The following is a 16,118-nucleotide window of genomic DNA, read 5'->3' as shown; positions in this document are numbered from 1 at the left end:
GTGATCCTCGAATTCGGTGGTGTCCTGCGCGCAGCGCCTTGGGTTATTGCTGCGGTGCACCCCGTTTGGTCATGAACGCCTCGACCGCTTGCTGCGTCTCGGGGCGGATGTTTTCGATCCCTTCATAAGGCATGCCATAGGCGGGTGGAGTATCCGGGTACTTCTCTTTCCGCGCTTTGTGGCGGCCCAGAATGCGTACGAATTCCTGCCCGCCCCAGGATCCGACTTCGGTTGAAACCGAATATTCTTCGCGGGTGTCGCGATAAAGATCGAAGAATTTTGCCAATATTGCGCTTTCGCCCGGCCCCGGCAGTTTCAGCTTGAGCTGATCTTTAACGATCGCCTCGGGTTTGGCGACCGAGTAGATGATCACGTGATCGCGCCGCGCCTTGGATTCATCCGCAAACAGCAGTGCCGCCGACTGGTCCACGCCATCGACCAGACGATCCCTTGGGATGAACCCATCCGCCCCGGCAAAGCGCGAGAGCGTGGTGTACAGGTCCGAGACGTGAATGATACTGTTCAGCAGCCCGTCGGCCTCGATCATGCCGGGCCAGCGGATGAAGGCATCGACCCGCACGCCGCCCTCGGTCGTGTCGCCTTTGCCGCCTGCGTAAATCAACGGGGTAAACCCGGATTGCGGCGCGTATTTGGTGAAATGCCCGTTGTCGCCCATCACGACAACGATGGTGTTGTCGCTGAGGCCAAGTTCATTCATGCGCGCAAACAAATCGCCCAGCCACTGATCCAATAGCTGCATCTTGTCCACATAAAGCCCGCCATTGGCACTTTCCGGCCCGTCCCGCCCGGCGCGGGTGTTGTCCAGCGGGATCATTGGCCAGTATTGCAGGAAGAAAGGTTCGTTACCGGCTGCAAGGCGCTCCAGTTCCTCAAGCGTTTTGTCCTGAAAGGCCTGGTTCATCTCGTCATATTTGGCGGCATTCCAGCGCTCGCCGGATTCCATGCGGATTTCGCGGATCGGGCCGCCGGTCTCGCCTTCGATCACCGTCATCATTGCCGAGGCATCCGGCCTGAACCAACCGTCCAAAGTGTATTTGTCGTCGTAATCCCGGATCGCGACCGAGACCTGCTCCCTGATCGCATCGTCGTTGAAGATCGTCAGTTGCCCCTGCTGGTGGATGGCGTGCTGCGCGTAATCAAAGCCCTGATTCATCGCCCAGCTTTCGGCGATATCCCCCATGTGCCACTTGCCGACATGGCTGGTGGCATAGCCTGCCTGTTTCAGAACCTCGGCCAGCGTGACCTCGGCATCGGGCAGGCCGAAGCCCGCGATGTCGACGGTGGTGTCACCCATCCCCATCCGCACGGGCAGGCGGCCGGTCATTTGCGCCACCCGCGTCGGCGTGCACGAGGGTTCGGTATACATCCGAACCATACGCAGCGCCTGATCCGAGAAATCGTTGATGTTGGGCGTCTGGTAGCCCCGGACCGCATTGAGCTCGGGTATGCCCATATCGCCAAAGCCCATATCGTCGATCAGAACGCTGACGATGTTGGGCGGATTGCCGTCATTGCCATCGCGAAAGGCGGCTAGTGCGGCGTCAACGTCTGCGTCGTCCTGCGCCCATTGCTCGGCGTGTTGCGCCTGCAGAATGTAGAACTCTGCATCGTGTTGGATCGGGTTGTCCTGTGCGTATGCATCAGGCACCGCGATGCCCGCACACAAAACCAAATGCCATGGTCGTTTCATACCGTATCCCCCAGGTCTGAAATTTCGTGCATCATTCGAATTATAACATCATTATATTCAAACAATTAGTGAAATTCCCATTTTATTGCCAACTCATGAAAGTATCCCGTGCCAACTGGGATTCCGGGCGCAGATTTTCGATGCCTTCATAGGGCACGCCCTTGCCGATCTCAGTGTGCGGGTACTTGGCGATCATCTTTTGATGGCGCTTGATCATGTCCTGAAAGGACGCCCCGGCCCAGAGCGAGTAGCCGACCAGAGGATGTTTCTCGCGCGGGTCGCGATAGATGTTATAGGTCGGGGCCGCAGCGCCGGGTTGTCCGGGCGCGGGCAGGTGCATCTTGAATTCTTGCTTGACGACCGACCGCAACACCGGGCCTTCGTAGACATAGACATAATCGCGCCGCCCGTTGCCTTCGCCGTTCAGCAACAGGGCTGTCTGGTCGACGCCGTCAATGACCCGATCGCGCGGGATGTGATCCGTTGCCCCGGCGATCCGCGCCAGGGTGGTGTAGATATCGGACACGTGGAAGATGTCGCCTGCGGCGCTGTCGGGTTCGATCACGCCGGGCCAGCGGATGAAGGCATCGGTGCGCACGCCGCCCTCCAGATGCTGGGTCTTGCCGCCGCGATAGATCAGCTGGTTCAGGCCCGATGTGCCTTCGTAGTGATACATCAACCCGTTATCGGCCATCAGGACCACGATTGTAATGTCCGCCTGACCGGTATCCTCGAGCTTGGCCAGAAGGTCGCCGATCCATCCGTCCAGCAATTGCAGCTTGTCGGCGTGGAACCCGCCATTGCCCGAGATCGCCTGATCCGGATAGACGAAGTTCAGCGGATAAAGCGGCCAGTATTGCAGAAAGAACGGGGCCTCTTCCGCGGCAACCCGTTCCAGCTGCTCCAGCGCCTGCCGCTGATAACGCGCGTTCATGTCTTCGTATTTGGCCTGTGTCCAGACCTCTCCGGCGGCCATGTCCACCTCGCGCGCTTGCCCTCCGGCCTCGGCCTCGACACCTGTTACAAGGCCGTAGGGCTTGAAGCGCTCGTCCATCAGAAACTGATCGCTTTGGCCTTCGGGCACATAGCCCAGCATGGTGTTCGAGCGCATCGCCTCGGGGGTCATGAGGCTCAGCTGAACTTGTTGGTGCAGCGGAAAGGCGGCCCAGTCGAAGCCCTGATTGTGGGGGTAGGCTTCCTCGATATCGCCCTGATGCCACTTGCCGACATGGACGGTGTTGTAGCCCACCTGTTTCAGGATTTCGGGCAATGTCACTTCGCTGGCGGGCAGGCCCTCGCCCACCAGAGCGACTTTGACCTCTTCCACACCGGCCCGGATCGGGTGCCGCCCGGTCAGCATGGCGGTGCGGGTCGGGGTGCAGGACGGCTCGGTATACATCCGCATCAGCGACAGGCCTTCGGTGGCCAGTTGGTTGATGCTGGGCGTTTCGATGCCCATGACATAATTCATCTTGCGGCTGCCCATCTGACCGAAGCTGACGTCATCAATCAGAATGTAGAGGATGTTGGGCGGCTTTCCGTCATTGGCCGCGCGGATGTCAGCCAGCCTGGCTTCGATTTCAATGTCTTGTGCGTCCCAGGCCTCGCCGTACTGCGCGCGCAGGAACTCAAACTCTCCGTCATGAATGATCGGGTTGTCCTGAGCATATGCGGACCCGGTTCCGATCATCAGCATTGGCAAAATATGTCTAAGTCTCATGGTAACCCCCCCAAATCGTCGGCCCATTAATCCCCAAGTCAGCGCGGTGCGCCTGCAGCCGGGCATCAATACTGCCGCGCAAATCCGTAAGGCTTTCTGCCAGATCCGCCAGATACCGCATCTGTGGCACCGTCTGCGGTTTTGGCGGTGGTGCCAGTTCGGCAAATACCGCCTTGTAGTCCTGACACATCCGTTCGAACTCGCTGTCCCTGGCCCGCAAGTGCCGCAAAAGCGGAACCGCCCCCGGAAACTGTGACTCAAAGAATTCGTCATCGGTCATGGCCTGCGCTTTTTGCAGTTTTGCCCGCCAAGCCTGCATCCATCAGAATATGTGTTGAACGTTTATCGCCGCATGCTACCGTAGCATCAGGGTGCCAAGTCCTTCATGTGAATGGATAGTTTTGACGGCCACGACACATACCCACGCACAGCCCGCCGCGCAGGTCTTCTCATCGGATCAGATTCGCGCAGCGCTGGAAAAGGTCCTGAACTCGGATGAGTTCAAGGGCTCGGCCCGGATGCGCGCGTTTCTGACCTATGTCGTGACCGAGGCGCTTGCGGGGCGGTCTGACGAGATACGCGCCAAGACCATCGCGATGGATGTGTATGGCTATGATGCGGATGACATTTCGAAACGCGAAGGCGTTATCCGCGTGGATGCGGGCCGGGTCCGGCGGAAACTGGATGCCTATTACGACGGGAAGGGTGCCGCCGAGGATTTGGTGATCTCACTGCCTGTGGGCAGCTACGCGCCGGAGTTTTTGCCAAAGGGCGGTCACACCAAGACCACAATGAATAAGTGGATGGTCGTCGCCGCAGGTCTGGCGCTTGTTGTTGTCGGGGCAATCGGTGGGGTTCTGATCGGTCGCACTGTACCGCCCGAAGACCCCGAAAGCGGGATAACAGCCATCTTCGATGTGTCCCCCGCGCGGGTCGAGGCGATGAACCTTGCCGATGCCGGGCGGGACCTGATCTTTCCCGTCACCGATCTGGCACGGCTTCAGCCCGCCTTGCTGATGTTCCAGACGGCGGTCGAGCGGGACCCGCTTTATTTCGGTGGTCATGCCGGTGTTGCACAGGTCGAAACCATGCTCGCCATTCTGCAATCGGGATTGCCCGTGTCAGCCGAGTTGATGCAGTCGGCGGACCGGAACAGCGCGTACGCGCTGGAACTGGCACCGGACGCGCCGTGGTCGCTTGCTGCGCGCGCCTGGTTCGAGTTCGGGGTGGACAACCATGACAGCGCGGTGTCTTTGTCCCGGCGCGCGGTCGATCTGGCGCCTGACGACCCGCATATTGCCGAATTCGACGCGCTGATCTCGCTGTACACATCGAATTTCGAGCGGGTTCTGGCCCAATCCGAGCATTATGGGAAACTGGCCCGGGGCAGTGGCCGGCTGGTGTTCGACAACGCGGTAGGGGCGGCCCGGTTCCACACCGGGGATGACCCGGCCGCGATCCGAACATTCGAAAAGACGATTTCCGATGGTGGCCCGTTTGGCCCGATCTCGGCCGCTTACCTGATGGCGGCGCATTGGCGAAACGGCGAACAGGCCGAGGCGCGCCGCCTTGCGCGGGTCTACATGGACACCTGGCCGGACTTTCCAATCGCGGCGGTGAAGTCCCGCGTGTTTGCCGATCCGCAGCCGGTACAGGAACTGATTGAGGCAATGAAAGCTGCGGGATGGTCCGGTCCCGGAGAAGGGGATGAGGGGTGAGCCGCTATTTGTGCCTCAGCTCAGCCACCAGATGATCAATCAGCGCCCGTATCCGCGCGGTCAGGTGGCGGTTCGGCGGATAGGCCGCGTAGAGCCCCACCACATTGGCCTCTTGCGCCTGAAACAGCAGCTGCAGGCTACCTGCGTCCAGAAACGGTTGCGCGGTGTAAAGCGGCACGCGGCCCACGCCCAGACCATCGGCGGCCATATTGGCCACGGCGCGGGGCGAGTTGGCGCGGAAATTTCCTGCCACTGTGATGGTGTATGTGCCGTCCGGCCCCCTGAATCCCCACTGATCCACATTGTTGCCGGTGGCTTGCAGCAGGCAGTTGTGCCCGGTCAAATCCGCTGGGGTTTCGGGTGTACTGAACCGGGCCAGATACTCAGGTGAGGCACAGTAGACGATCCGCATATCCGTCAGTTTGCGGGCCACTAGGGTCGAATCCTTCAGAGCGCCGAAGCGGATCGCCAGATCGAACCCTTCATCCACCAACGAGACATGGTGGTCCGACAAATGCAGTTCGACCGAGACCTTTGGATGCGCCTCCTGAAAGGGTTTCAGCAGATGCACCAGTTGGGCCGAGCCATAGCCCGTGGGGGCGGTGATCCGAATGCGGCCCGCCAGATCGGCCTGCTTTTGCTGCACCAGCCCCTCCAACTCGTCGAACTGTTCCAGCAGGGGCAGGCAGCGTTCGAAATAGGATTTGCCAGTATCGGTCAGGGTGACGCTGCGCGTGGTGCGATGGAAGAGCTGCGCGTTCAGCCGTTCCTCTAGCTGACCGACATATTTGCTGGCAAGCTTGGTGCTGATCCCAACCTGCCGCGCCCCTTCGGTGAACGAGGCATGGGCGGCCACGGCGGCAAAGGTGCGCATTCCGGTGATCGTGTCCATTATCTACACATTGTTCATAGTCATTGAATGAAATGGTATATTATCGCCGGTATCTGGGCAAGCTAAGTTGGGATCCAGTGAAAGACCGACCTCCACACTTGCAAAGGGAACCAACAGATGTCCAACGCCATCCGCATTCACAGTTTTCCGCTGTCCGGCCACGCGCACCGCGCTGTCCTGTTCGCCAACCTGGCCGGGATCGACCATCAGGTGATCAATGTCGATCTGACCGGCGGCGCGCATAAACAGGACGATTTTCTGGCCCTGAACCCGGCCGGGCAGGTGCCCGTTCTGGAAGACGGCGACGTGGTCGTGTCCGACAGCAACGCGATCCTCGTCTATCTGGCCCGGAAATACGCGCCGGCCTATCTGCCAAGCGATCCTGTGCTCGAGGCCGAGGTTCAGAAATTCCTGACCCTCGCCGCCGGAGAGATCACCTTTGGCCCCGCCGCCGCCCGGCTGATCAATGTGTTCAACGCGCCGCTGGACAAGGCGTTTACGCATACGACGGCGGCCAAAGTGCTGGGCAAGCTCGAGGCGCATCTGAACGGGCGCGACTGGCTTGTGGGGGACGCGCCGACCATCGCCGATGTCGCAATCTACAGCTACACGGCCCACGCGCCCGAAGGCGACGTGTCGCTTGAGCCCTATCCGAATGTCCGCCGCCTGCTGGCCAATATCGAAGCGTTGGACGGCTTTGTTCCGATGCCCAAAACCGCAGCCGGCCTGAATGCCGCCTGACACCATCGAAGAGATCGTTAAACACTGACCAGCCGCAAGGTCGCGGCTGGCACATTCCCTTTTGCCGCAAGAGGCCCGCCATGAACGCGCCGATACCGAAAGACATCTCAGTATTTCACAAGGGTGAACAGGCGATGCAAAGCCGGGTCGGTAAGCGCTTGGATATGGAAAAGCTGGGCCGCGCGGTCATTCGCCCCTTCATGCCCGACCAGCACCGCGCGTTTTTCGAGCAAATTCCGTTCATCGTTCTGGGCAGCGTGGATGAGGAGGGCTGGCCGTGGGCCTCGATGTTGCCGGGCAAGCCGGGTTTCATAGGCGCGCCGACCGACAGGCGGTTGACCGTGAATGCAATTCCCGCTGCGGACGATCCGCTTGGGGCCGCGCTCAAAGCCGGGGCCCCGATTGGTGCGCTGGGGATCGAACTGCCCACGCGACGGCGCAATCGGGTGAACGCGATTGTGGGCGAAGTGACAGAGACGGGGTTTGCGCTGGATGTCGTGCAGTCTTTTGGCAATTGCCCGCAATACATTCAGACCCACGATATTCGGTTTATCCGTGACCCTCACGCGCGGCAGCCCGCGCGGACCGAGCGGTTGGCGCAATTGGACAAGGCCGCGCAAAAAGCCATTGCCACCGCCAATTCGTTTTATGTTGCAAGCCACGCCCATACACCCGCGCAAGCCTTTGCCAGCGGGGTCGATGTCTCGCATCGCGGCGGGCGCTCGGGTTTTGTCAAAGTGGACGGCAACAGCCTGCTGGTCCCGGATTTTGCCGGAAACAACTTCTTCAACACGCTGGGAAATTTCCTTCTGACCCCCCGCGCCGGGCTATTGTTTCCCGACTACCAGACCGGTGATCTGCTGATGCTGACAGGAACGGTCGAGGTGCTGGATGAAAACCACCCCGATTTTGCCGCGTTTCACGGCGCGGATCGGGGATGGCGGTTCGAACTGGACCACGGGTTGCGCCTGATCGACGCTTTGCCGTTTCGCGGCGAGTTGCAGGATTATTCGCCCAACAGCCTGATGGCCGATGATTGGCAAAGTTCCGAGGCGCGCGTGCAGGCTGAAAAGCGGCAATCCGCGTGGCGGTCGGTTCGTGTTGCTGCAATTCAGGATGAAAGCGAGACCATCCGGTCTTTCACCTTCGAGCCCACGGACGATCTGCCGCTGCCATCCTTCGAACCGGGCCAGTTCCTGACCATCCGGGTGCAGCCCGACGGCCACCCGCCTTTGACCCGGACCTATACCGTTTCCTCGGCTCCGGGCGATGACGGATATCGCATCTCGGTCAAGCGTGAGCCCGAAGGTGTTGTTTCGAACCATGTGCATGAAAGGCTTGCGGTTGGGGGCCGCATTGAGGTCAAAGCGCCGAAGGGGCGGTTTGTTCTCGACGCAAGTTCCGCGCGGCCTGCCGTCCTGATCGCCGGTGGTGTCGGGATCACCCCGATGATCTCGATGGTGCGCCATGTGCTGAACGATCCGCAGAACCTGCGACCGCTGACGGTGTTCTACGCCGCGCAAACAACCGGCCAGCGTGCCTTTCACGGCGAGCTGAACCGGGCGGAGGAGCTTAGTGAGGGCCGCATCCGTTATCTTTCTGTCATTGGACAGCCAGAAGCGGGCGACCGACAAGGCGTGGATTTCTATGAAAAAGGGCGTATCAGCCCGGAATTGATCCGTCAGACGCTGGCCTTGGATGATTACGATTTCTACCTCTGCGGTCCGCCCGGGTTCATGCAAGCGGTCTATGACATGTTGCTGGGGCTTGGGGTGCGGGACGCCCGGATTTTCGCCGAAAGCTTTGGCCCGGCCGCGCTGAAGCGGCGCTTGGAGAGCGAGACACAGAAATTCGTGCCCGAGCCCGAGGCGCAATCGGCGACGGTAACATTCGCGGCCTCCGGCAAGGTCGCGCAATGGAAAGCAGGCGGCGCCACGCTGTTGGAAGTGGCCGAGGCACAGGGCCTGAACCCGCCGTTTTCCTGCCGGGGCGGGTCCTGTGGCAGCTGTCTGACGCGCCGGATCGCGGGAAAGGTTGCGTATCGGACACAACCTACAGCGGACCATTCCAAGGATGACGTTCTGCTGTGCTGCGCCGTTCCCGCCGAAGGGACCGATGATTTGAAACTCGACCTCTGAGACCCTTCAAAAAGGAACATCGACATGGAAACCCGTCCCCCGCTGTCGCCCTTCACCCGTGAGACTGCAATCGAAAAGGTGCGGCTGGCCGAGGATGGCTGGAACAGCCGTGATGCGGCCAAAGTGGCCAGAGCCTATACGCTGGACACCAAATGGCGCAACCGCGTGCATTTCGTGACCAACCGGCAGGAGGCCGAGGCCTTTCTGACCGGCAAGTGGATCCGCGAGAATGAATACCGGCTGATCAAGGAACTCTGGGCGTTCACCGAGAACCGGATTGCGGTGCGCTATGCTTATGAATGGCGCGATGACAGCGGCAACTGGTTCCGGTCCTACGGCAACGAGAACTGGGAATTTGCCCCCGACGGCCTGATGCAGAACCGCCATGCCAGCATCAACGATCTGCCCATTCGGGAAGAGGACCGCCTGTTTCGCTGGCCGCAGGGGCGACGCCCGGATGATCATCCGGGCCTGTCGGATCTGGGTCTGTAACTGGGGCGGGGAACGGCGCGCGCCGTTCCCACTTTAGCCGATCAAACACCGTCAGCGCGTTCCAGCACGGTGCTATAGGCGATCCCGCTGCGCAGGCTGCGGAAATCGGCGTAGATCTTGCCGTCCTCGATCCTGGCGTCGATCAACCCGTTCACCTGACGCTCGGGGTCGGTCCGGGTCTCAATCATGGCGATGGTGCCGGACCCGTCTTGGCTAAACGTGCCGGTCACCTGCGCTTCGCCCCAGTGATCCGAGCTGGCGCGGCTCCATTTGCTGGTGCCCCAGAACACGTTGTCCTGCTGTTGCTTGATCTCAAGCACCCATTCGGATTCATTGAATCGCGGGGCGCCGTCGCTGTGTTCGTTGGGCAGGCCGACCACGGTGTGGCTGCCGCTCCAGACGCCGGTCAGGTCGGGCGTTGTGTCGGCAAAGGCGTTGGTCGAAAGGGCAAGGGTGCTGGCCAGGGCGGCGGCACCGAACAATTTGGCTCTGGTCATGATTTCCTCCGTTTCCTTTCCATAGATGTTGGAAGCGGAGCAGGGGATTGCCATTGCCGGGGCTGATAATAAAGGAAAGTTCATCTGCGCTTCACGGCCAGCCTGTTCAGTCGGAAGGCAGCGGCGGCAGGGCGGGGATCATCTCGTCCAGAATGGCTCCGGCCTCGTAGCCCAGCAGATCGACCTCCATCCGCGCGGGGTCGCCAAAGGCCCATTGACCGACAAGCCGCTGCATGCGGACATAGCCCGCGTGTTTCGCCAGCGCGTCCGTCCCGTGTGCGTTTTCGGCAAACAGCACCTGTCCGGCGGCGACTTTTTCGGGCATCACGCGTTCCAGATACAGCCGGACCACGTTGACGTTCTTCACGCTCGATCCGCCGTGGTGCAGAATATACATCTTGTCCCAATCGTCCTTGCCCATGGCCGCCCGCGCGTCCGAGACCGCCTTGTGCAGCGCCGTCAGCTCGGCCTGCGCGGTCTGGCGCATGTTTTCGGCCCAGATCGGACGCATATCGTTGATGGCTTTGGTGACCGCCTCGCGCGTGATCTGGTCCTTGGACAGGGCGTCGCTGACGAAGCTGCGGGCGGTGTCCAGCATCTGTTGCTGGCTGGTCAGCAACTCCGGGGACAGACCGAGGCCGTCGAGCGCAGGAAGCAGCGTGTCGATCTGGGTCGAAATCTCGGAAAATTCCTTTTTCCAGCGGTCTTTATCCGCCGCATCCTCGGGCCAGGGCGTGACCGCGCCGATAATTCCCAGCAGGACGTGCGACGTGGCTTTCAGGTTCTGATAGAGCGGCGCGTTTCTGGTATAGCTGGCCTCACCTTCTTCCGAGATCACTGTGACGTCGCGCGCAATGACCATGACAGGCCGCGTCGCTTCGGTCAGTTGGTCCTGACCGCGATGGAAGATCGACAGCATAGCCTTGTCGAAGGTCTCAATTGCCGCCGCCGCGTCGGTTTGATCAGCCGAGGCCGGGACCGCAGAAATGAAAACTGTCAGGCCAAGTGCGGCTGCCAAATCGACACCGCGCCGGATTATTGAGGTTTGCATATCCCATCCCCCTGAACTTTGTTCACCGGGGCATCATACCGCGTTCGGGGCTTTGGCGCGAATGCTGGGTGTTCAGGGGGCCGCGCCCTATCCAAGCACCACATCGCCGGGTAACGAGTGCGACACGACGCGTCTGGCGTTGGGGATGTCATTGGCTAGCGCCCGGTCCTTGGCGGCGTCGGGCGTCAGGCCGTGCGACAGCCATCTGTCTGTCAGCCGGGTTTCGAGGGTCTGCAGATCGACATCCAGAAACACCCGGACTGACCAAAGGCTTTGCAGGTCCGCCCAAGGGGGTTCATCCAGCAGCAGGTAGTTGCCTTCGACCAGAGCGATCCGCTGCTTTTGGGTGACGATGGACCGGGCCGCGATGGCTTTGTCCAAATCCCGGTCAAATTCGGGCACGGCAACCTCGCCTTCGGTCTGCAGGCGGATCAGAAGCGCGTGGAAGCCTGCGACGTCGAAGGTTTCCGGCGCACCCTTGCGGTGAAGCATATCGCGCACCTTCAGGATGGCGTTGTCATAGTGAAACCCGTCCATCGACAGCAGGCCCGTCGGATACCCGCGCCGGTTCAGATCTGCCTGTGCCAGCGCCGCGACGGTCGACTTGCCTGCACCCGGAGGGCCAGCCACCGCAACCAGATGCCGATTGGCTTGAGGCTGCAACGCGGTGGCAGCATCAGCGATCCGCTCTGCCATTACCTCGGGCGAGGGGCTGTCTTGAGTCACGCCGCCCGATCCTCGGCCGGCGGTTCTTTCGCGCCGGTCATGAAGGCCACGGCATCGGACATGGTGTAGTCCTTGGGATCGATCACGCAGAGCCGTTTGCCCAGACGATGCACGTGGATGCGGTCGGCGACCTCGAACACATGGGGCATGTTGTGGCTGATCAGGATGATCGGGATGCCCCGCGATTTCACGTCAAGGATTAGTTCCAGCACCCGGCGGCTTTCCTTGACCCCCAGCGCGGCGGTGGGTTCGTCCAGAATGATGACCTTGGACCCGAAAGCTGCTGCACGCGCCACGGCGACGCCCTGCCGCTGACCCCCCGAAAGCGTCTCGACCGCCTGATTGATGTTCTGGATCGTCATCAACCCAAGCTCGCTGAGCTTGTCGCGGGCGAATTTCTCCATCGCCGGACGGTCGAGCATGCGCAGCCATGACCCCAGCGGGCCCTTGCGGCGAATTTCGCGCCCCATGAACATGTTGTCGGCAATGGAAAGGGCAGGGGACATCGCAAGCGTTTGATAGACGGTTTCGATCCCCGCCTCGCGCGCGTCGATGGGTGAGTGGAAATTCACCTTGTGCCCGTCAAGCCAGACATCGCCTTCGTCCGGTGTCACCGCACCCGACACCGCTTTGATCAGGGTGGATTTGCCAGCGCCGTTGTCGCCGATCACCGCCAGGATCTCACCGGGCATCAGGTCAAAGTCGCACTGGTCCAGTGCCGTGACCTTGCCGTAGCGTTTCACAAGGTTTCGTCCTTTGAGAATGGGTTCCATCAGGCGGCCACCTTTCTGATCCACTGGTCCACGGCAACGGCGGCGATGATCAGGATGCCGATCAGCAGGAACGTCCACTGCGCATCCGCGCCCAACAGGCGCAGGCCCAGAGTGAACACGCCGACAATCAGGGCCCCGAACAGCGACCCGAGGATCGAACCCCGGCCCCCGAACAGGGAAATGCCGCCGATCACAACCGCCGTGATGCTTTCGATATTCGCCAGTTGCCCGGATGTGGGCGAGACCGAGCCGATCCGGCCAATCAGCGCCCAGCCTGCAAACGCGCAGATCAGGCCCGACAGCATATAGACCGACATCAGCGTACGGTGCACGTTGACGCCGGACAGTTCCGCTGCCTCGGGATCGTCCCCGACTGCATAGACATGCCTGCCCCACGCGGTATGGCGCAGCGCGTAGGCAAGGCCCAGGATCAGCGCAATCATGAAGACGACGCCAACCGTAAAGACCGCGCCGCCCACGTTGAACTTCGCACCGAACAGTTGAAGGATCGGCGCATTGTCCTCGATATCCTGCGAACGGATCGTTTCATTCTGGGAATAGAGGAAGTTCGCCGCCAGAACGATTTGCCACATGCCGAGCGTGACGATGAAAGGCGGCAGTTTGATACGGCTGACAAGGAACCCGTTGATGGCTCCGATGATCGTTCCAACCGCCAGCCCGCACAGGATCGCAACCGTGGGCGGCAAGCCGTAGCGGAAGGTGAACTGCCCCATCACGACCGAGGACATCACCATGATTGCCCCGACACTCAGGTCAATGCCCGCCGTCAGGATCACCAGGCTTTGCGCCGCGGCGACGATGCCGACGATCTGCACCTGTTGCAGGATCAGGGTCAGCGCGAAGGGCGAGAAGAACTTGGCCCCCAGCAGAACGCCAAATATGATGATTGCGGCCACAAGGACGATCAGCGGCACAAGCGAGGGGTTGATGTGCAGAAAATGCTGAATCGTCCCGACGAAGCCCCGATGGTGATCGTCAAATTCGGCGACCTGTTCCGGGCTGCCCTGTGCGGCGGCCTCGAAGTCGTCGGATTTCCCGGATGTGTCGGACATAGAGAATCCCCCATGCGTCAAGCGCCCGTCTTTGGATCACTTTAGCAAGAATTTGGGTGAGCAGGCAGTTTGGGTCAGGAGGCCGCCGTCGGCAGCCTCCCGCAGGTTCAGCTTAACCCCAGCAGAGGTCCATGCCTTCCTTGACCGAGATCGACTCGACGCCATCGGCGGTCTTGTCGGTCACAAGGGCAACACCGGTGTCGTAGAAGTCTTTGCCCGGGGTATTTTCAGGCTTCACGCCTTCATCCGCCCATTTCTTCACGGCTTCCACGCCCAGCGAGGCCATCAGCAGCGGATATTGCTGCGAGGTTGCGCCGATCACACCGTCCGCGACGTTCTGAACGCCGGGGCAGCCGCCATCGACCGACACGATCAGCACGTCATTCTCGCGTCCGATAGCCTTGAGCGCCTCATACGCGCCAGCAGCGGCGGGTTCGTTGATCGTGTGGATCACATTGATCGTCGGATCCTTGGCCAGAAGGTTTTCCATCGCACGGCGACCGCCTTCCTCGTTACCGGAAGTCACATCACTGCCAACCAGGCGAGGATCATCCTCATCCCCGATCACATTTGGGTCGGCCAGATCAACGCCGAACCCCTGCAGGAAGCCTTGATTGCGCAGCACGTCCACTGACGGCTGGCTGACAAGCAGGTCCAGAGTCGCAATCCTCGCGTCGGCTGCGGCATCCCCGAGCGTCGCCTTTGCCCATTGACCGACCAGAAGACCGGCGCGGAAATTGTCGGTGGCAAATGTGGCATCTGCCGATTCAATGGGTTCAAGCGGGGTGTCCAGTGCGATCACAAGAAGCCCCGCATCCCGTGCCTGTTCAACGGCGGGAACAATCGACGATGTATCCGAAGCGGTAATCAGAATGCCCTTGGCCCCGTCCAGAATGCAGGTCTCGATCGCTTGTACCTGAGTCTCGTGGTCGCCATCGACCTTGCCCGCAAAGGCTTTCAGGGTCATGCCCAGCTCTTCCGCCTTGGCGGTCGCGCCTTCTTTCATTTTGACAAAGAACGGGTTGGTGTCCGTTTTGGTGATCAGGCAGACGGTTTCGCCCGCTGCCATCGCGCCACCGGTTCCGGCGGCCAGAGCCAGCGCTGCTGCGCCCGCGAGGTTCGCAAGTTTCATCTGTAGTTCTCCCATTTTCTCCCATGCCCGTGCGGGCATATGGGTGATCGGGCGGAAATCGACCCGACCCCACAGGAAAATCATCACAAGATTCGAAATATGAGTCAATAAATAAATCACTCTGAATTATTATTGACAGAGAATGGCGATTTTTCCATTCTTTGGGGCAGGGAGGGGCAATATTGTCTGCCGATTTTACACAGGACAACACCCCGTCAGAACCGGTTGCGGGGGTGCGGGGCACCAACCAAAGCGGCATGCGCGCGCGCAACGAACGCCTTGTCCTGTCCCTTGTGCGCAGACATCAGGCGCTGGCGAAATCCGAGATCGCGCGGATGACGGGCCTGTCGGCTCAGACGGTTTCGGTCATCATGCGGCAGCTTGAAAAAGATGGTCTGTTGCTGCGCGGTGAGCCGATCCGGGGAAAGGTTGGCCAGCCTTCGGTGCCCATGCGGTTGAACCCCGAAGGCGCGCTGTTCTTTGGGTTGAAAATCGGACGACGCAGCGCCGAACTGGTGCTGACGGATTTTCTGGGAAACGTCCGTCAGCGCGCAGGTCGCACCTATGACTATCCGACCCCGGATGCGACGCTGGATTTTGCAAACGAATATCTGGGGCAGATGATGTCCGGCCTGTCGCCCGCGGCGCAGACGCGCGTGGCCGGGCTGGGGATCGCGATGCCGTTCTATCTTTGGAACTGGGCGCAAACCCTGCAGGTCCCGCAGGAGAAGATGGACCCCTGGCGGGAGACCGACATCAAAGCCGTCCTGGCGCAGACCTGCGACATCCCGATTTTCTTGCAAAATGATGCAACCGCCGCCTGCGGGGCCGAACTGGTCTTTGGGCCTCAGGAAGGTCCCCGGGATTTTCTGTACTTTTACATGGGGTATTTCATCGGCGGCGGCGTGGTCCTGAACGGCTCGATCTTTTCGGGCCGTGGAAATGCCGGGGCGCTTGGGCCCTTGCTGGTTCCGACCGAAGCAGGGCAGGTGCAGCCGCTGATCGATGTCGCAAGCCTTTATACTCTGGAACGGTCCGTTGCCGTGCGCGGTCAGGGCACCTCGATCTGGGAGACGACCGAGCATTGGGATGTGCCGGAACCGCTTTTGAACGACTGGCTTGGGCAGGCGGCCTATGGGCTGGCCCATGCGATTGCGTCGTCCTGCAGTGTCATCGACTTCGAATGTGTGAAAATTGACGGCTGGCTGCCGCTGCCGGTCAAGGCGCGGCTGATCGAAGCGGTCAAAGCGCGGCTGTCGCAGTTGAACCTGACCGGTCTTGAACGGCCGATGATTTTCGCCGGGACGGTCGGCCCCGATGCGCGCTCCTTGGGCGCGGCCAGCCTGCCCCTGTCCGAGCGCTATCTGGTTGAGGCGTGACCTTACGAATGGAAAATTCGGCGGGCGGGTTCGCGCCCTCTTCCCCTCACTGAAACGGCTGGCTAAGAAACCCCT

At 60.8% G+C, this 16,118-nt stretch carries 15 protein-coding genes; 5 read left to right on the top strand and 10 right to left on the bottom strand.

Features of this window, described 5'->3' with window-relative positions; translation table 11 throughout:
* Positions 1-43: 43 nt before the first annotated feature.
* The 3 genes from ACR0K1_RS01840 to ACR0K1_RS01830 all read right to left on the bottom strand — a co-directional run bounded on the left by ACR0K1_RS01840 (position 44) and on the right by ACR0K1_RS01830 (position 3,711).
* The gene (locus ACR0K1_RS01840) at positions 44-1,711 is read right to left on the bottom strand and encodes a sulfatase-like hydrolase/transferase (protein WP_480611424.1); all 1,668 of its coding nucleotides are present in this window, start codon (positions 1,709-1,711) and stop codon (positions 44-46) included.
* Between the two features lie 82 nt (positions 1,712-1,793).
* On the bottom strand, positions 1,794-3,431 hold the full coding sequence (locus ACR0K1_RS01835; RefSeq protein WP_480848434.1) for a sulfatase-like hydrolase/transferase: 1,638 nt from the start codon (positions 3,429-3,431) through the stop codon (positions 1,794-1,796).
* A complete protein-coding gene (locus tag ACR0K1_RS01830) occupies positions 3,421-3,711 on the bottom strand; it encodes a hypothetical protein (RefSeq protein ID WP_480848432.1) in 291 nt (96 codons plus the stop codon). Before ACR0K1_RS01830 ends, ACR0K1_RS01835 begins: the two co-directional genes overlap by 11 nt.
* A gap of 121 nt (positions 3,712-3,832) precedes the next feature.
* On the opposite strand from ACR0K1_RS01830, the gene ACR0K1_RS01825 reads away from it, so the two are divergent.
* On the top strand, positions 3,833-5,149 hold the full coding sequence (locus tag ACR0K1_RS01825; protein ID WP_480848430.1) for a tetratricopeptide repeat protein: 1,317 nt from the start codon (positions 3,833-3,835) through the stop codon (positions 5,147-5,149).
* A 4-nt stretch (positions 5,150-5,153) separates the two neighbouring features.
* On the opposite strand, the gene ACR0K1_RS01820 is transcribed toward ACR0K1_RS01825, so the two are convergent.
* Complete coding sequence (locus tag ACR0K1_RS01820; RefSeq protein WP_480611432.1) at positions 5,154-6,041, bottom strand: LysR family transcriptional regulator; 888 nt, start codon at positions 6,039-6,041, stop codon at positions 5,154-5,156.
* A gap of 117 nt (positions 6,042-6,158) precedes the next feature.
* Between ACR0K1_RS01820 and ACR0K1_RS01815 the strand changes: the two genes are divergently transcribed.
* The 3 genes from ACR0K1_RS01815 to ACR0K1_RS01805 all read left to right on the top strand — a co-directional run bounded on the left by ACR0K1_RS01815 (position 6,159) and on the right by ACR0K1_RS01805 (position 9,412).
* Positions 6,159-6,782: a glutathione S-transferase family protein gene (locus ACR0K1_RS01815; protein WP_480611434.1), complete on the top strand. Its 624-nt coding sequence runs from the start codon at positions 6,159-6,161 to the stop codon at positions 6,780-6,782.
* A gap of 80 nt (positions 6,783-6,862) precedes the next feature.
* Positions 6,863-8,920, top strand: a complete 2,058-nt coding sequence (locus ACR0K1_RS01810; RefSeq protein WP_480848427.1) for a 2Fe-2S iron-sulfur cluster-binding protein — start codon at positions 6,863-6,865, stop codon at positions 8,918-8,920.
* A gap of 24 nt (positions 8,921-8,944) precedes the next feature.
* Positions 8,945-9,412, top strand: coding sequence for a nuclear transport factor 2 family protein (locus ACR0K1_RS01805; protein WP_480848425.1), 468 nt, complete (start codon positions 8,945-8,947; stop codon positions 9,410-9,412).
* Positions 9,413-9,453: 41 nt separating this feature from the next.
* Here the strand turns inward: ACR0K1_RS01805 and ACR0K1_RS01800 are convergent, their stop codons facing one another.
* The 6 genes from ACR0K1_RS01800 to ACR0K1_RS01775 all read right to left on the bottom strand — a co-directional run bounded on the left by ACR0K1_RS01800 (position 9,454) and on the right by ACR0K1_RS01775 (position 14,664).
* The gene (locus ACR0K1_RS01800) at positions 9,454-9,909 is read right to left on the bottom strand and encodes a hypothetical protein (protein ID WP_480611440.1); all 456 of its coding nucleotides are present in this window, start codon (positions 9,907-9,909) and stop codon (positions 9,454-9,456) included.
* A 106-nt stretch (positions 9,910-10,015) separates the two neighbouring features.
* Complete coding sequence (locus tag ACR0K1_RS01795; RefSeq protein WP_480848423.1) at positions 10,016-10,960, bottom strand: hypothetical protein; 945 nt, start codon at positions 10,958-10,960, stop codon at positions 10,016-10,018.
* 87 nt (positions 10,961-11,047) lie between these two features.
* On the bottom strand, positions 11,048-11,686 hold the full coding sequence (locus ACR0K1_RS01790; protein WP_480848421.1) for a nucleoside/nucleotide kinase family protein: 639 nt from the start codon (positions 11,684-11,686) through the stop codon (positions 11,048-11,050).
* Positions 11,683-12,459, bottom strand: a complete 777-nt coding sequence (locus ACR0K1_RS01785; protein WP_480848419.1) for an ATP-binding cassette domain-containing protein — start codon at positions 12,457-12,459, stop codon at positions 11,683-11,685. Before ACR0K1_RS01785 ends, ACR0K1_RS01790 begins: the two co-directional genes overlap by 4 nt.
* Positions 12,459-13,532: an ABC transporter permease gene (locus ACR0K1_RS01780; protein WP_480848417.1), complete on the bottom strand. Its 1,074-nt coding sequence runs from the start codon at positions 13,530-13,532 to the stop codon at positions 12,459-12,461. Before ACR0K1_RS01780 ends, ACR0K1_RS01785 begins: the two co-directional genes overlap by 1 nt.
* A gap of 112 nt (positions 13,533-13,644) precedes the next feature.
* A complete protein-coding gene (locus tag ACR0K1_RS01775; protein ID WP_480848415.1) occupies positions 13,645-14,664 on the bottom strand; it encodes a substrate-binding domain-containing protein in 1,020 nt (339 codons plus the stop codon).
* Between the two features lie 257 nt (positions 14,665-14,921).
* On the opposite strand from ACR0K1_RS01775, the gene ACR0K1_RS01770 reads away from it, so the two are divergent.
* Positions 14,922-16,043 (top strand): ROK family transcriptional regulator, encoded by a 1,122-nt coding sequence (locus ACR0K1_RS01770; protein WP_480848587.1) that lies wholly within the window; start codon positions 14,922-14,924, stop codon positions 16,041-16,043.
* Positions 16,044-16,118 lie beyond the last annotated feature (75 nt).

The organism is Ruegeria sp. F5 (assembly GCF_056533845.1).
This window is presented reverse-complemented; position numbering and strand designations above follow the sequence as displayed.

Bases quoted from the DNA above. Each gene is read 5' to 3' on its own strand.
- ACR0K1_RS01840 (WP_480611424.1), bottom strand. From the start codon at position 1,711: ATGAAACGACCATGGCATTTGGTTTTGTGTGCGGGCATCGCGGTGCCT.
- ACR0K1_RS01835 (WP_480848434.1), bottom strand. From the start codon at position 3,431: ATGAGACTTAGACATATTTTGCCAATGCTGATGATCGGAACCGGGTCC.
- ACR0K1_RS01830 (WP_480848432.1), bottom strand. From the start codon at position 3,711: ATGACCGATGACGAATTCTTTGAGTCACAGTTTCCGGGGGCGGTTCCG.
- ACR0K1_RS01820 (WP_480611432.1), bottom strand. From the start codon at position 6,041: ATGGACACGATCACCGGAATGCGCACCTTTGCCGCCGTGGCCGCCCAT.
- ACR0K1_RS01815 (WP_480611434.1), top strand. From the start codon at position 6,159: ATGTCCAACGCCATCCGCATTCACAGTTTTCCGCTGTCCGGCCACGCG.
- ACR0K1_RS01810 (WP_480848427.1), top strand. From the start codon at position 6,863: ATGAACGCGCCGATACCGAAAGACATCTCAGTATTTCACAAGGGTGAA.
- ACR0K1_RS01805 (WP_480848425.1), top strand. From the start codon at position 8,945: ATGGAAACCCGTCCCCCGCTGTCGCCCTTCACCCGTGAGACTGCAATC.
- ACR0K1_RS01800 (WP_480611440.1), bottom strand. From the start codon at position 9,909: ATGACCAGAGCCAAATTGTTCGGTGCCGCCGCCCTGGCCAGCACCCTT.
- ACR0K1_RS01795 (WP_480848423.1), bottom strand. From the start codon at position 10,960: ATGCAAACCTCAATAATCCGGCGCGGTGTCGATTTGGCAGCCGCACTT.
- ACR0K1_RS01785 (WP_480848419.1), bottom strand. From the start codon at position 12,459: ATGGAACCCATTCTCAAAGGACGAAACCTTGTGAAACGCTACGGCAAG.
- ACR0K1_RS01780 (WP_480848417.1), bottom strand. From the start codon at position 13,532: ATGTCCGACACATCCGGGAAATCCGACGACTTCGAGGCCGCCGCACAG.
- ACR0K1_RS01775 (WP_480848415.1), bottom strand. From the start codon at position 14,664: ATGAAACTTGCGAACCTCGCGGGCGCAGCAGCGCTGGCTCTGGCCGCC.
- ACR0K1_RS01770 (WP_480848587.1), top strand. From the start codon at position 14,922: ATGCGCGCGCGCAACGAACGCCTTGTCCTGTCCCTTGTGCGCAGACAT.